This is a genomic window from Domibacillus aminovorans, from assembly GCF_001643235.1.
GTDB classification, from domain to species: domain Bacteria; phylum Bacillota; class Bacilli; order Bacillales; family Domibacillaceae; genus Domibacillus; species Domibacillus aminovorans.
This window is the reverse complement of the sequence record NZ_LQWY01000005.1, coordinates 11,855-24,912: the sequence shown is the minus strand read 5'-3', so window position 1 is coordinate 24,912 and position 13,058 is coordinate 11,855. Positions and strand designations below refer to the sequence as shown.

Below are 13,058 nucleotides of genomic sequence, written 5' to 3'. Positions count from 1 at the left end.
TTTCATCTTAACCACAACACATATAAAAATTTCAAAAAGGATGGTCGTACAAATATGAACTCTCTAACTGTTTCCAGCGAAATCGTCGAGCTGCTGAAAGGCTCAAATGTATTACAACAGCCTTCTGTACCTGTACTCGTAGAAAAGGTACTCAAACGCGCTGAAGGTATTTTAACCGCATCCGGTGCGGTTTGCGCCGAAACAGGCAAATATACAGGACGCTCTCCAAAAGACAAATTTACCGTCAAAGAAGCGGCCGTAAAGGATAAAATCGATTGGGGCTCGAACCAACCGATCTCTGAAGAAAAGTTTAATAACTTGTACGATAAAGTCCTACGCCATTTAAAAGAAAAAGATGAACTGTTCGTTTTCAATGGCTTTGCCGGTGCAGATCATAAACATCGCCTGCCCATTCAGGTCATCAATGAATACGCGTGGCACAACCTGTTTGCTCATCAATTGTTCATCCGTCCGACAGAAGAAGAGCTCCGCACGCATGAAGCGGGATTCACGGTTTTATCTGCTCCGACGTTCCAGGCCGATCCCCTTGTGGATGGCACTAATTCTGAAACGTTCATCATTATTTCATTTGAACAGCGCGTCGTGTTAATCGGTGGAACAGAATATGCTGGAGAAATGAAAAAATCGATCTTCTCCGTGATGAACTACCTTTTGCCAGAAAACAACGTATTGTCCATGCACTGCTCGGCAAATGTCGGCTACGAAGGTGATGTTGCCCTGTTCTTTGGTCTTTCCGGCACAGGCAAAACGACGCTTTCTGCTGACCCGAACCGACGCTTGATTGGGGATGATGAGCATGGCTGGTCTGCAAACGGTGTGTTCAATATTGAAGGCGGTTGCTATGCAAAAACAATTGGCTTGACACGTGAAAAAGAACCGCAAATTTACGATGCGATCCGTTTCGGCTCTGTTCTCGAAAACGTTATCCTTGATCATGATACACGCATTCCAGATTACACTGATAACTCGTTAACTGAAAATACGCGTGCGGCTTACCCGATTCAAGCAATTGAGAATATTATTGATCCAAGCATCGCGGGTCATCCACATACAATTATCTTTTTAACAGCTGATGCATTCGGCGTTTTGCCTCCAATCAGCAAGTTATCAAAAGAGCAGGCTATGTACCATTTCTTGAGTGGATACACATCAAAACTTGCCGGTACAGAACGCGGCATTACAAGCCCGGAAGCTACATTCTCAACATGCTTTGGCTCACCGTTCCTTCCGCTTCCTGCAACCGTGTACGCAGAAATGCTTGGCAAAAAAATTGACGAGCATAACGTGCAGGTATTCCTTGTGAACACAGGCTGGACAGCCGGCGAATACGGGACAGGACAACGTATGAAGCTTTCATACACACGTGCGATGATTCAAGCAGCACTTGAAGGAGAACTAAATAACGTTGAAACATACACAACAAAAGTATTCGGTCTCAATATTCCAGTTCAAGTACCAGGCGTGCCTGATGATGTATTAATTCCACGTAAATCATGGGCTGATCAGGAAGCGTTCATGGTCAAAGCACAAGAACTTTCTGCTAAATTCCGTGCTAATTTCAAAAAATTCACCGGTGTTCCTTCTGACATCGAAGTACTTGGCGGACCTAAAATGTAAATATGAAAACCCTCCTGTTCATCAGGAGGGTTTTCATATTAATTCGTTGATTTCAATGATACTAGTGTATACGTAATGGTTGTCGTATCATTTTGCCACTCCACTTTTTCAATAATTGCTATCCCGCTTTGCTCACTGTCTTTCACCTTGTATACGGCAATCGGAATGTCTATTGGATACAGACGGTAGCCGTTCTTTGTTAATACAAATCTGTTTTCCTCTTCTCTCGTTTCATTTCCTTTCGTGACAATCATTGTGTTTAATTCCATTGGCATGCCCATCATACATTCCCCTTCCCTTTTTCTTTCATCCATACTGCAATTTTCCCGACAATTTTGCGATTTACAGCAGGTGGTATGTAATGATCATACTCGTTAAAATATAATATATCTGCCTTATTCAACTTTTTCTCAAGACGATATGCATGTTCTACGGATACGTTGTCATCAAGCCTCCCGTGAATAATGAACACAGGAGCTGTTATCATCGCTGCTTCGTTTAACGGCGTACGCCAATCATATTGCTCAGGTACTTTATTCGGACTGCCGCCTATGACACGTTTCATCATCCTACGCATATCGCTTCGTTCTTTATAGGTGAGGATCATATCTGATACGCCGCCCCATGTCACTAGTGATGAAACTGGCCTGTAAATGGCCGTTAATATCGCCATAACACCTCCTCTTGAAAACCCGAATACGTGAACACGTCCATTTCTTACACGTTCATTGTCTTGTAACAAGTCAAACCCAGAAAATGCATCTTCCCGATCCTCCCCGGCAAAATCTTCATTTCCTTCACCACCACGGTTGCCTCGGTAAAATGGTGCAAAGACAATAAATCCTTCGGCTGCAAACTCCGCAATTCGGGCCGGACGCACCATACCAACACTTTTGATGCCACCGCGCAAGTACAAGAGACCATCATGCTGTTCGTCGTCCAAAGGCTCCGCTAGAAACCCTTTGACGCGTAGTCCACCTGATTTATATACGACTGTATACAGACGTACATGTGGATTTGGCGATGGATAAGGCGTACGCTCTATCATAAAAGTCCTTTCCTTTCCAGCTCATGAAACGAGCAGGCGATTACATCGTCTTTCATTAAAAATGAATAAGATTCTTGGAAACGCACGTGTAATAAATCGCCCGTTTCATTGTATGGACCATCCGTTTCCAAATAATCTTCTTTCTTTTCTATATCCGTTACACGTGCAAAAAAAACCGCTTTTAGAAACGGTTTTTCTGGAACATGTACACAATACTCACCTATAAAGTGCAATTCGGCAACGTGGGCACCAGTTTCTTCCCATATTTCCCGACGCGCTGCCTCTTCCAACGTTTCATCTTGTTCCTTTTTTCCACCTGGAAATTCAAGACCACGCTTCCGATGTTTCGTTAACAGCCACCCCTCCATATACCGACAAATAACAAAGACATGCGTCGGTGACTCCCTGAAAGCACCGCGCTCAAATGTCATATTTACAGAAAATCCATTTTTGTCTATAAAAGTATGCACCCATGACCCCTCATCTCTGCTTCATATCACTCTATTATACTTCATTACGCAGCTTTTTTATATGTGTACGAGCATCCTCGTCACCGAGTTCGTACAATTTATCATACACCTCCATCATTCTGTTATCGTATTGATCATTGTCTTTGTCCATATGATACGGAATATACGGTACATGTGCCCGCCAGAACGTGCGAGAATCTGCTCCATTCATTTCGTTAAACAATTCACGCAAATCTTGAATTTCTTTTTCATTTGCAAAAATACGAAAGTTCCATGGTGAAACATCCGATCTTGACTGAATTTCACCGTTTGCCATCTGTATATAATAGGGCTGTTTTTCCATATGAATCCCTCCTTTTCCCGTAGAATGCCCGTTAAAACTTTTTTCATCCACTGAAAAAAGTTGGAATATGATAGCGTTTTCATGTATAACTATATATATATTCTATTTAAGGAGGGACAGGGATGAATTTCGTGGATGAGCTGTTCGAATTGTACCGAGGGAGGCTGCAGGGGACGGAAGATGATCTTGATATGATTACGCTGACGGTACTTGGTGAAATGTCTGAAGCGGATATTTTGAAAGTCATTCAAGATATGCCACAAGAAGAACTGGCCTGGCTGTTCCGTGTTTATTTGCACGAAGGCTTGAAAGAAAAGTTTAATCAGGATCAAATACCTGTACGAAAAAACAGCCAGTTTCATTAATACATACAAAAGAAGGAAGAAACCTAACAAAAATCGAGCCTTGAGCAGGCTCGATTTTTGTCTTATTTTCCGAGAAATGATTTAAGCATCCAAATATGCTGCTCAAGGCTTTGATGAATAGCAAGAAGCATATCACCTGTTGTTTCATCGCCTACTTCATCGGCAAGATCCATCGCTTCTTTCAATTCAGCTGTCATGGTTGAAAAGTCATCGATAATCGATTTCACCATTTCTTCCGCCGACTCTTTTCCTTCCGCTTCTTTTACCGTTGCCTTATCAAGTGATTCTCTGAGTGTCGCAATCGGCTTGCCGTCAAGAGCAAGAAGGCGTTCAGCCAGTTCATCAATGTGAAGGCTTGCTTCAGTGTAAAGCTCTTCAAACTTTGCATGCAGTGTAAAGAATTGATGCCCTTTTACATACCAGTGATAATTGTGAAGCTTCGTGTATAAAATAGTCCAGTTTGCAATTTGCTTGTTTACGCTGCTTGTTAATTTCTTTGCCATAAAAAAAATACCTCCAAATATGTAATTAATCTTGACATTATATTACTTCCCTCTTTGTTCAAAAGTAAACATAATCGTGATAAACTAGAGAAGTAAAGGGGGGGGTATTTTTTTGACAACTATTATCATTATTTCCATCATTGTCGTTCTCATTATACTTGTCTTATCGGTTCTGACAATTAATAAAGGCTATGATTATAAACATACGATCGATCCACCTGCTAGCGAAAAGCAGGAAGAAACGCGTGAGACAAAGTGAAAAAGTTGTTTCTCAGTTTAATCCATTTTTATCAAAAAGGCATCTCACCGCTTAAGCCGCCAACGTGTCGCTTTTATCCGACATGCTCTCATTACGGATATGAAGCCATACAAAAACACGGCACATTAAAAGGCGGATTGATGACCATCATCCGCCTTTGTAAATGTCACCCGTTTCATTCGGGCGGCGTTGATTACGTACCTGATCAATGGCCGAGGAGAAAATCGGACTGCTAGATGGCAGAAATATCCGATTTTTCCGACCCGGTGAGCAGTTCCTTTTTTTCAAATCCGAACAGCAAAGCAGTCATATTTGCTGGAAAACGACTGATTTCATCGTTCAGTTGTCCGGCAAGTTCATTATAATGACTGCATGCATTCGGCATTTGCTCGATCATTTCATCCACTTGCGCATGAAGGCGAATATACATCGAGGACGTTCGAAGACGTGGACACTTCACAGCAGATGCCGTCATTCTGTCATAAAAGGTGTCGAGCTGTCCGCATACTCGCAGCTTTTCTTCCACTGTCATCTTTGCAAACGTGTCGCGTATAGTCATTATTTCAGCCAGCATTCCCTGCTCATTTAAATCATAAGCCGCCACGATTTCCGCCCACTGCCCATACACGTTGACACAAACTGCCATGAACCGATCCACGTCTTGAAACGATCGATCTGTTTTTTTTTGCAAACCATTAAGTCTCCTATGGGTCATGACAAACAGAAGAAGAGTGGGACCGGCCCCCGCACAAATAATCCACAATCCGTTTTCCAATGCTCCACCTCTTTCCTGCTTTATCCCCACATTAATGGGCAGTAAGACTTCGCATAAAAAGACTACGTTGGGATGAAGAAAACTTCACTGAATAAAGAATGGTTCCCTTATTTATTCGTTACTGCTTTATACTCTTTTTCCCCTTAAATAGTTTCACTTAAACCAAATTTCAAATAAAATATATCTCTTTTCCTACAATCTCAAGCCTTTTTCGATTGACGTCATAACCGATTCCAGGTTTGCTTGATAATTGGATTCGCCCGTTTTCCACCAAAATTTCCGGCTCAATAATGTCCTCTTCCCAGTAATGATTCGATGAGACAATGTCGCCAGGGATCGTAAAGCCTGGCAGTGAAGCAAGTGCCACATTATGAGCGCGGGAAATACCGAACTCAATCATTCCACCTGCCCACAGCCCTGTACGTGCAACCTTACACTCGTCATGAATGCGAACGGCTTCTGTCAAGCCGCCGACCCGGCTGAATTTCACATTGATGATCCGGCATGCCTCCATTTGAATCGCACACTTCGCATCATGCACAGACCGAATGCTTTCATCGAGACAAACAGCGGTATTCAATTGCTTTTGCAGCTTCGAGTGCTCCCACAAATCCTCCACGTGAAACGGCTGCTCAATCATCAGCAATTTAAATTCATCAAGACTTTTTAATTGATCGATATCTTGCAGCCTATACGCAGAATTTGCATCTGCCATGATGGGCGCGTCGGGAAATTGACGGCGAATCTCCGTCAGCATGATTCGATCTGTTTTCGGATTGATTTTAATTTTAATACGTTCGTACCCGGATTGAACGAGTGCCTCTATTCTCGCGATCATATCCGCCGTTGTTTTGCCGGCCGCCACCCCACCGGCCGGGATCGATGTGCGTGTTCCGCCGAGTAGTTCATGAAGCGGTTTGTTTTGCTGTTTCGCATATAAATCCCAGATCGCACACTCCACACCCGCTTTTGCCATTCGATTGCCCCGAATCGTTCTAAAGAGGGCATGCACGTCTTTTGGATGATCAATTGTTTTTCCTTGTAAAAGGGGAAAGAGCACATCTTTTATAATGTGCCATTCTGTCTGTACCGTTTCTTCTGTGTACCACGGTGTGGAAAAAGCCGATGCTTCTCCCCACCCTGTTATCCCTTGTTCGTCTTCTGCTTCAATGATAATCGCTTGACGGACGGACACTGTTTCAAGATGTGTGTAAAAGGGCTGTTTCAGCGGCATTTCGATTACGCGCATCGTTAACTTTTTAATAAGCATGATCATCTCTCCATCTTGCGGCGAGTTCACGGCGCATCAATTTATTTGATGCATTGCGCGGCAATTCAGCCGTCTCAATAAAATAAGCTGGCACTTTGTAGCGGGCCATCTTTTCTATACAAAATGCGGCTAATTCTTCCGATGTAACTGGATGATTGGCGACATAAAAAGCTGCCGGCACACTGCCCCATTTCTCGTCTGCTACACCCGCCACACCGGCTTCACGAATGGCATGATGCGAGGTAAGCACCGACTCGATTTCAGCTGGATAAATGTTTTCACCGCCGGAAATGATTAAATCCGAACGTCGATCAAGTACGTACAAAAATCCATCTGCGTCGAGACGGCCGATGTCCCCGGTGCGGAACCATCCGTCTTGAAATGACGATTCATTTGCTTCCTGGCGGTTTAAATAACCTGTTGTCACATTTGGACCAGAGACGAGTATTTCACCTTCGTTTTCTCCATCAATTTTCACAGCACAAGGGAAAAGCGGTTTGCCGACAGAGCCGAGTTTCTCCATGGTATATTCAGGTGCAAGTGTCACAATTTGAGATGATGTTTCTGTCATCCCGTACGTTTGAAAAACAGGTATGTTCTTTTGTTTGCACTGCTCTAGAATCGATACTGGTGCCGGCCCGCCACCGAGAAGCATGCAGCGAAACCGTGGACTATACGTACCTGAAAGTCTGTTTATCATATTGCTTAGCATCGCTGACACGACGGAAATGATCGTTGCTTCTCCATTTTGAAGCGATTCATTAATAACTGAGGCGTCAAATTTTTCAACGAGACGGACTTCCATTCCATACAGAACACTTTTCATTAAAATGGAGTAACCCGAAATATGAAACAGCGGCACGGTACAAAGCCATGAATCATCGACGTGAAGACCGAGATTGAGTGCTGAAGCAGTCACACTAGCATAATGATTTCCATATGTTTGTATAACGCCTTTTGGACGTCCCGTTGTACCAGATGTGTACATAATCGAACATATTTCACCCATTGAAAATAGGTCTCGCGGTGTAAATTGTTCGTCAGTGGAATTACTTGAAATAGAAATAGATGGAATGCCGGAAATGGCTGATGCCTTTTTTTCATGTAAAGAGTCGAATAATAAATGCGATGCATTGGCATCTCGTAGCTGCCACTCGATTTCTTTGGCTGTGAGTCGACTGTTTAGCATAACAGCAACCGCTCCAATTTGTTGAAGTGCCTGAATCGTGAAAATCATATCTGGACGATTGGCAGCAAGCACACCGCAAAAATCCCCTTTTTTTATGCCCGACAGGCTAAGTACTGATGCTTTTTTTAGCGTTTCATTGTACATCTCCGCAAATGTCCACGTTTTATTTTCAAAAACAAGTGCTCTTCGATCCGGTGTTAAAAACACGCGCTGTTTTAACCAGTTTGGCATGTTCATAAAAGTCATCCTTTCAATTGAAAAAAAGAGTGTCCTGTTTGAGTGGACACCCTTTTTGCATATGTTTACGGAAATCTTGGGAACTGACCGAAGTCTGGATCGCGTTTTTCTTTAAATGAATCGCGTCCTTCTTTTGCCTCGTCTGTTGTGTAATAAAGAAGTGTTGCATCACCTGCGAATTGCTGAAGGCCAGCAAGACCGTCTGTGTCAGCATTCATCGCTGCTTTAATGAAACGAAGCGCTGTCGGGCTCTTTTCAAGCATTTCTTCCGCCCATTTTATCGTTTCATCTTCTAGTTTATCGAGCGGAACGACTGTATTTACAAGACCCATATCGAGTGCTTCCTGTGCGTTATACTGACGGCAAAGGAACCAGATTTCGCGCGCTTTTTTATGTCCAACAATACGAGCAAGGTAACCAGAACCATAACCTGCATCAAACGAACCGACTTTCGGACCTGTTTGACCGAATACAGCATTATCTGCCGCAATCGTTAAATCACAGACGACATGCAGAACGTGGCCGCCGCCGATTGCATAGCCTGATACCATCGCGATGACGGGTTTTGGAATCACACGGATTAAACGCTGCAGATCAAGCACATTTAAGCGCGGGATTTCATCATCACCAACATAGCCGCCGTGACCCCGTACAGATTGGTCGCCGCCTGAGCAAAATGCTTTGCCGCCTGCACCTGCAAGAACGATGACACCTACTTTAGAATCATCACGCGCACGTGAGAAAGCATCGATCATTTCCATGACCGTTTTCGGACGAAATGCGTTATGTACCTCTGGACGATTAATCGTCACTTTTGCAATGCCGTTATACGTTTCATACATAATATCTTCATATTCACGTTCAGTTACCCAATTCACAGCCATCAAAATTGCCTCCCTTTTATATCAAACAAAAACGTCTTTACTATTGTACCAAATTTTTCGCGTTGCTCCACATGAACTGCATGGCCTGCCCCATCAAATTCAGTCCATTTGCAGTTTGGTATGCTTGTTTTCATACGGCGGGCGATGTTTGTGAATTTTTGGTCGAGCGTGCCCGTCAATAATAGAACAGGCATCGTTAAGTCATGGAGACGATTCCAGTAGGATTTCTGTGCCCCGGTACCCATTCCACGAAGCGACGAAGCAAGTCCTGATTTAGACTGACTCAACCGCTCGCGGCGCATCGATTCACGGATTGGAGCAGACAATGATTTTTGCGTTTCAAACATAGGTATATTTTCCCAGAAATCTACAAATGTTTCAATCCCGTCCTGCTCAATTTTTTGTGCAAGCTTCTCATCAGACTGGCGGCGTAATTCACGTTCTGCTTCCGTATCAAGTCCCGGTGAAGCACTTTCAAGGACGAGTGAGCGGACAGATGTTGGATATAAAACAGCCAATGCAAGCGCCAGCCGGCCGCCCATTGAATAACCGACGACATGAAAAGACAGGATTTCTGCATCGTCCATGATTTGTTTCATTGCTTTTGCTTCTGCTTCCAGATTAAATGTAGCCGATAGCGTTCGTCCGTGCCCGGCAAGATCCGGCATGACCGCATGGCAGGAAATAGACGATGCGATTTCTTTCCATGTGTCCCCTGTACCCGTAAAACCGTGCAAAAATAAAACGGGTTCCCCCTCACCTTTCTTCTCAATTCGGTAGAAGGAAAAATCGTTCATCTCATTTCCTCCAGTGCCTGTTTTGCCTGTTGAATGGCTTCTTTCCATAACGTCCGGTGAACCGATGTATTTGCAGCCCGGTCCGTGAACGCTTCTAAAATCGTCACACCGTCGCGTGACTCATTCAGTTCTTTTGCAAGTTGGTCTCCACTGTCAATACGCACATAATGGCAGCCATACAATGCCGCTGCATGTTCAAACTTAAGTCCTGTCGGTGTGCCAAACAGCCGCTCAAAGTGCTTTTTTTCACCTGACTGCGGTAAGTAGGAGAAAATGCCACCGCCGTCATTATTCATGACAAGAACGGTCATCGATAGCCTGTTCATTTTCGCCCCAAGCAATCCGTTCACATCGTGGAAAAAGGAAAGATCTCCTATGACGGCATACACATTTTCACCACTTGCGGCAATACCAAGCGCCGTGGATACAAGTCCATCAATGCCGTTCGCACCACGGTTTCCGTACAGACGAACATGCTGTTCACCCGCAAATAAAAATGAATCAAGATCGCGGATCGGCATGCTGTTTCCTGTGAAGATAGAGGCACCCTCTGGAACGGCCTGTAAAAACCGGCTGAACAAAGCTCCTTCATCCATTCCATCCGCTTCTTTCATGACAGTCCGTGCCGCTGCATTCACTTTTTGCCAGCATGTCGTCCAGTTCGATGACTGTTCGGGCAGCCGCTTCATCATTTCTATACAAAAAGCGGCTTCATTGACACGTACCATATGCGTTGCCAGATGAAATGGATCACGCCAACCGCCGTCCGTATCCACAATGACATGCGGAACATTGCTGTGTCGCTCCATATAAAGCATGAGCGATTTTGACACAGGCAATGCTCCAAACCGGATGATCACTTCCGGCTTTAATGCATCTTTAATATCATCATCGCGTAAAAACGCATCATAGCTATCCATGACATCTGCGTTTTTACGGAGCTGCGAAAGTGGATCGGCAATAATGGGCCAGCCTCTTTTTTCAGAAAGTGAAAGAATAGCTGATAATGCGTTCATATTTACTAATTCACCGGCAACAATGACACCTTTTTCAACGTGAATCGTGTCTGCAATTTCGTTCATTTGCTGCTCATCTGGCATTTGTTTCCCCGTAATTAACCGGATTGGTGCAGGAATATAGATGCGTTCATAAATCCCATCATAATCCGGCAAAAGCGGTTCTCTGTATGGAAAATTAAGATGAACCGGTCCCCCCGGCGCTGCAGTCGCTTCAAACACAGCACGTGCACCTTGCGTTCTGACATATCTTAGTGCATTTTCAGTTGATTCCGGAATGGCCATCTCTGCAAACCATTTTGCCGTGTGGCCGTATAGATGAATTTGATCAATCGCCTGCGGTGCGCCGACGTCCCGCAATTCAGGGGGACGATCTGACGTCAAGACGATAAGCGGTACACGCGAAATAGCCGCTTCAGCAACTGCCGGCATGTAATTAGCCGCTGCTGTGCCTGACGTACAAAGAAGTGCCACTGGTTTTTGTGTTGATTTTGCTAGACCTAATGCAAAAAAACCGGCTGACCGCTCGTCTACTTGAATAAAAGTTGTTAAATCCGGATGCTCTTCCATTAATATAGCCATCGGTGTCGAGCGAGAACCTGGACTGATGACTGCATACTCTACGCCTGAACGATTGAGGCTGTCAATAAAATGAGCGTTATACTGTGTCATATTTTCTTGATGATTATTCATCGCTTCCTCCAATCGCCCGAAGCATCGGCCGAAGTTTCATATTTGTTTCCTCTAGCTCTGTTTCTGGATTTGAATCGGGTACGACTCCACATCCTGCGTATAAAAATGCCTCATTTTTCACAAGTAAACCTGAACGGATTGCAACGGCAAACTCGCCATTTTTCCGGTAATCCATCCAGCCAATCGGTGCCGCATAAAATCCGCGGTCCATCGGTTCTAGTTTTCGGATGACATGAAGTGCTTTCTGCGCCGGCAATCCACCAAGTGCTGGTGTCGGGTGAAACCGCTCCACGAATCGTAAAACCGATTCATGTTCATCAGCTGTTCCGATAACCGGTGTATACAAATGTTGAATATCACGTACTTTCATAATAATCGGTTCATTCGGCACCATTACCTCTTCGCACATCGACTGCATTTCGCGGCGAATCATCTGAACGACATAATCATGTTCAATTCGATTTTTATCGTCCGTTAATAACGCCGTTTCCAGACGTTGGTCTTCTTCTTCCGTCTTACCGCGCGCAGTAGAACCGGCTAGACACGTCGTCAATAACGTACTGTTGCGCTTTTTAACGAGCCGCTCCGGAGAAGCCCCGAGAAAACAGCTGTCCATCGCTTCAATAGAAAAGATGAAGCTATCCGGCTGCCCTTCATCAAGACGGCGCAGGACACGATCTGGTTCAATCGCTTGATCAAAAACGGCTGTCACTTTACGGGCAAGAACGACTTTCTTTAATTCATTATCCGATTCAATAGCTTGAATGGCCGATTGAATAGATTTCTTCCATACACTTGAATCACCAGAAAGAATTTTTTTCAAAACGGCTTCTTTATCAAACTGCAAATCATTTCGCGCTAAAATCCATTTCTTTCGTTTTTCAATATAATCAAACAAAGGCTCAGATTCTGCCCCATCACAAAGCATGTTTACCGTCACATATGTTTCTCCGCCATACACGGTCATCATCATCTCTGGCACATAAAAAAAAGAGGGAGCGAAGCGGGACCATTCTTCTCCTTCTTGTTGCGCTGGATCGAATGAAAAGCCGCCGAATGCAACCGGACCTGTTCCATATACATCATACGGATTATGGACAGACGCTCGTTTCATTAAAGCATCCCAATCTGACTCCACTCCGGCAAACCGATTTTTTGGTCCATGCTGAATAGTATGAACACTGCCAAGCCCGGCCAGCGTCATTTCACCATCACGGTCTTTAAAATAAAACCGCTCGCCTTTATACCACTCTTTCCCTTTTTCATAAAAACGAATAGGATCGGCTGCTTCCACTTTTTCAACGTAGCTAAACAGCGTCGATCCGTTTATTTCCTGTATAAAATTAATAAAGGCCCCTTTTAGCGGATGCCCTTTTATCTTAGCCAATGAAATCCCTCCATTGTGCAGACCAAAAACGGTCAAACTTCTTTTAAGATACACCTGTTTTCAACAGAGTGTCAACGATTCGCATTCTTCTTCCTTATTATATACCACTTAACATCGATTTTCATTTCGAATAACATTGTTCGAGTTTTCCGAAAATGGTTTCTTTCTCTTTTAATTTGTGAAA

Annotated in this window: 16 protein-coding genes; 4 read left to right on the top strand and 12 right to left on the bottom strand. The window is 44.1% G+C overall.

Features of this window, described 5'->3' with window-relative positions; all coding sequences use genetic code 11:
* Positions 1-54 precede the first annotated feature (54 nt).
* On the top strand, positions 55-1,638 hold the full coding sequence (gene pckA, locus AWH49_RS02235) for a phosphoenolpyruvate carboxykinase (ATP) (protein WP_063964509.1): 1,584 nt from the start codon (positions 55-57) through the stop codon (positions 1,636-1,638).
* A gap of 38 nt (positions 1,639-1,676) precedes the next feature.
* On the opposite strand, the gene AWH49_RS02230 is transcribed toward pckA, so the two are convergent.
* The 4 genes from AWH49_RS02230 to AWH49_RS02215 are packed head-to-tail and all read right to left on the bottom strand — an operon-like array spanning position 1,677 to position 3,499.
* Positions 1,677-1,919, bottom strand: coding sequence for a DUF2584 domain-containing protein (locus tag AWH49_RS02230; protein ID WP_063964508.1), 243 nt, complete (start codon positions 1,917-1,919; stop codon positions 1,677-1,679).
* Positions 1,919-2,686 (bottom strand): alpha/beta hydrolase family protein, encoded by a 768-nt coding sequence (locus AWH49_RS02225; protein ID WP_063964507.1) that lies wholly within the window; start codon positions 2,684-2,686, stop codon positions 1,919-1,921. The genes AWH49_RS02230 and AWH49_RS02225 overlap by 1 nt, the downstream gene beginning before the upstream one ends.
* Positions 2,683-3,156 (bottom strand): RNA deprotection pyrophosphohydrolase, encoded by a 474-nt coding sequence (gene ytkD / locus AWH49_RS02220; protein WP_018394210.1) that lies wholly within the window; start codon positions 3,154-3,156, stop codon positions 2,683-2,685. Before ytkD ends, AWH49_RS02225 begins: the two co-directional genes overlap by 4 nt.
* Positions 3,157-3,190: 34 nt before the next feature.
* Positions 3,191-3,499, bottom strand: a complete 309-nt coding sequence (locus tag AWH49_RS02215) for a hypothetical protein (RefSeq protein WP_034286369.1) — start codon at positions 3,497-3,499, stop codon at positions 3,191-3,193.
* Positions 3,500-3,621: 122 nt separating this feature from the next.
* Here AWH49_RS02215 and AWH49_RS02210 point away from each other — a divergent pair, with 122 nt between their 5' ends.
* Positions 3,622-3,864 carry a DUF6154 family protein gene (locus tag AWH49_RS02210; RefSeq protein ID WP_018394212.1) on the top strand — a complete coding sequence of 81 codons (243 nt, stop codon included), beginning with the start codon at positions 3,622-3,624 and terminating at the stop codon, positions 3,862-3,864.
* Between the two features lie 62 nt (positions 3,865-3,926).
* Here the strand turns inward: AWH49_RS02210 and AWH49_RS02205 are convergent, their stop codons facing one another.
* A complete protein-coding gene (locus AWH49_RS02205) occupies positions 3,927-4,367 on the bottom strand; it encodes a Dps family protein (protein WP_034286370.1) in 441 nt (146 codons plus the stop codon).
* Between the two features lie 112 nt (positions 4,368-4,479).
* Between AWH49_RS02205 and ytzI the strand changes: the two genes are divergently transcribed.
* Both ytzI and yidD read left to right on the top strand, forming a co-directional pair.
* On the top strand, positions 4,480-4,626 hold the full coding sequence (gene ytzI / locus AWH49_RS18905; protein WP_082862642.1) for a YtzI protein: 147 nt from the start codon (positions 4,480-4,482) through the stop codon (positions 4,624-4,626).
* A complete protein-coding gene (gene yidD, locus AWH49_RS18900; RefSeq protein ID WP_018394215.1) occupies positions 4,623-4,862 on the top strand; it encodes a membrane protein insertion efficiency factor YidD in 240 nt (79 codons plus the stop codon). The genes ytzI and yidD overlap by 4 nt, the downstream gene beginning before the upstream one ends.
* Here the strand turns inward: yidD and AWH49_RS02200 are convergent.
* The 7 genes from AWH49_RS02200 to AWH49_RS02170 all read right to left on the bottom strand — a co-directional run bounded on the left by AWH49_RS02200 (position 4,859) and on the right by AWH49_RS02170 (position 12,874).
* The gene (locus AWH49_RS02200) at positions 4,859-5,401 is read right to left on the bottom strand and encodes a LemA family protein (protein WP_082862641.1); all 543 of its coding nucleotides are present in this window, start codon (positions 5,399-5,401) and stop codon (positions 4,859-4,861) included. The genes yidD and AWH49_RS02200 overlap by 4 nt on opposite strands.
* A 169-nt stretch (positions 5,402-5,570) precedes the next feature.
* Entirely contained in the window at positions 5,571-6,671 is a 1,101-nt protein-coding gene (gene menC, locus AWH49_RS02195) for an o-succinylbenzoate synthase (RefSeq protein ID WP_082862640.1), read from the bottom strand.
* Positions 6,661-8,106 (bottom strand): o-succinylbenzoate--CoA ligase, encoded by a 1,446-nt coding sequence (locus tag AWH49_RS02190; RefSeq protein WP_063964504.1) that lies wholly within the window; start codon positions 8,104-8,106, stop codon positions 6,661-6,663. The genes menC and AWH49_RS02190 overlap by 11 nt, the downstream gene beginning before the upstream one ends.
* Positions 8,107-8,162: 56 nt before the next feature.
* Positions 8,163-8,981 (bottom strand): 1,4-dihydroxy-2-naphthoyl-CoA synthase, encoded by an 819-nt coding sequence (gene menB, locus AWH49_RS02185; protein WP_018394219.1) that lies wholly within the window; start codon positions 8,979-8,981, stop codon positions 8,163-8,165.
* Complete coding sequence (gene menH, locus AWH49_RS02180) at positions 8,981-9,778, bottom strand: 2-succinyl-6-hydroxy-2,4-cyclohexadiene-1-carboxylate synthase (protein WP_063964503.1); 798 nt, start codon at positions 9,776-9,778, stop codon at positions 8,981-8,983. Before menH ends, menB begins: the two co-directional genes overlap by 1 nt.
* Positions 9,775-11,487, bottom strand: a complete 1,713-nt coding sequence (menD, locus tag AWH49_RS02175) for a 2-succinyl-5-enolpyruvyl-6-hydroxy-3-cyclohexene-1-carboxylic-acid synthase (protein WP_063964502.1) — start codon at positions 11,485-11,487, stop codon at positions 9,775-9,777. The genes menH and menD overlap by 4 nt, the downstream gene beginning before the upstream one ends.
* Positions 11,480-12,874, bottom strand: a complete 1,395-nt coding sequence (locus tag AWH49_RS02170; protein WP_082862638.1) for an isochorismate synthase — start codon at positions 12,872-12,874, stop codon at positions 11,480-11,482. The genes menD and AWH49_RS02170 overlap by 8 nt, the downstream gene beginning before the upstream one ends.
* Positions 12,875-13,058 lie beyond the last annotated feature (184 nt).

Coding starts and splice junctions, on each gene's coding strand:
- pckA (WP_063964509.1), top strand. CDS start 55: ATGAACTCTCTAACTGTTTCCAGCGAAATCGTCGAGCTGCTGAAAGGC.
- AWH49_RS02230 (WP_063964508.1), bottom strand. CDS start 1,919: ATGGGCATGCCAATGGAATTAAACACAATGATTGTCACGAAAGGAAAT.
- AWH49_RS02225 (WP_063964507.1), bottom strand. CDS start 2,686: ATGATAGAGCGTACGCCTTATCCATCGCCAAATCCACATGTACGTCTG.
- AWH49_RS02215 (WP_034286369.1), bottom strand. CDS start 3,499: ATGGAAAAACAGCCCTATTATATACAGATGGCAAACGGTGAAATTCAG.
- AWH49_RS02210 (WP_018394212.1), top strand. CDS start 3,622: ATGAATTTCGTGGATGAGCTGTTCGAATTGTACCGAGGGAGGCTGCAG.
- AWH49_RS02205 (WP_034286370.1), bottom strand. CDS start 4,367: ATGGCAAAGAAATTAACAAGCAGCGTAAACAAGCAAATTGCAAACTGG.
- menC (WP_082862640.1), bottom strand. CDS start 6,671: ATGCTTATTAAAAAGTTAACGATGCGCGTAATCGAAATGCCGCTGAAA.
- AWH49_RS02190 (WP_063964504.1), bottom strand. CDS start 8,106: ATGACTTTTATGAACATGCCAAACTGGTTAAAACAGCGCGTGTTTTTA.
- menB (WP_018394219.1), bottom strand. CDS start 8,981: ATGGCTGTGAATTGGGTAACTGAACGTGAATATGAAGATATTATGTAT.
- menH (WP_063964503.1), bottom strand. CDS start 9,778: ATGAACGATTTTTCCTTCTACCGAATTGAGAAGAAAGGTGAGGGGGAA.
- menD (WP_063964502.1), bottom strand. CDS start 11,487: ATGAATAATCATCAAGAAAATATGACACAGTATAACGCTCATTTTATT.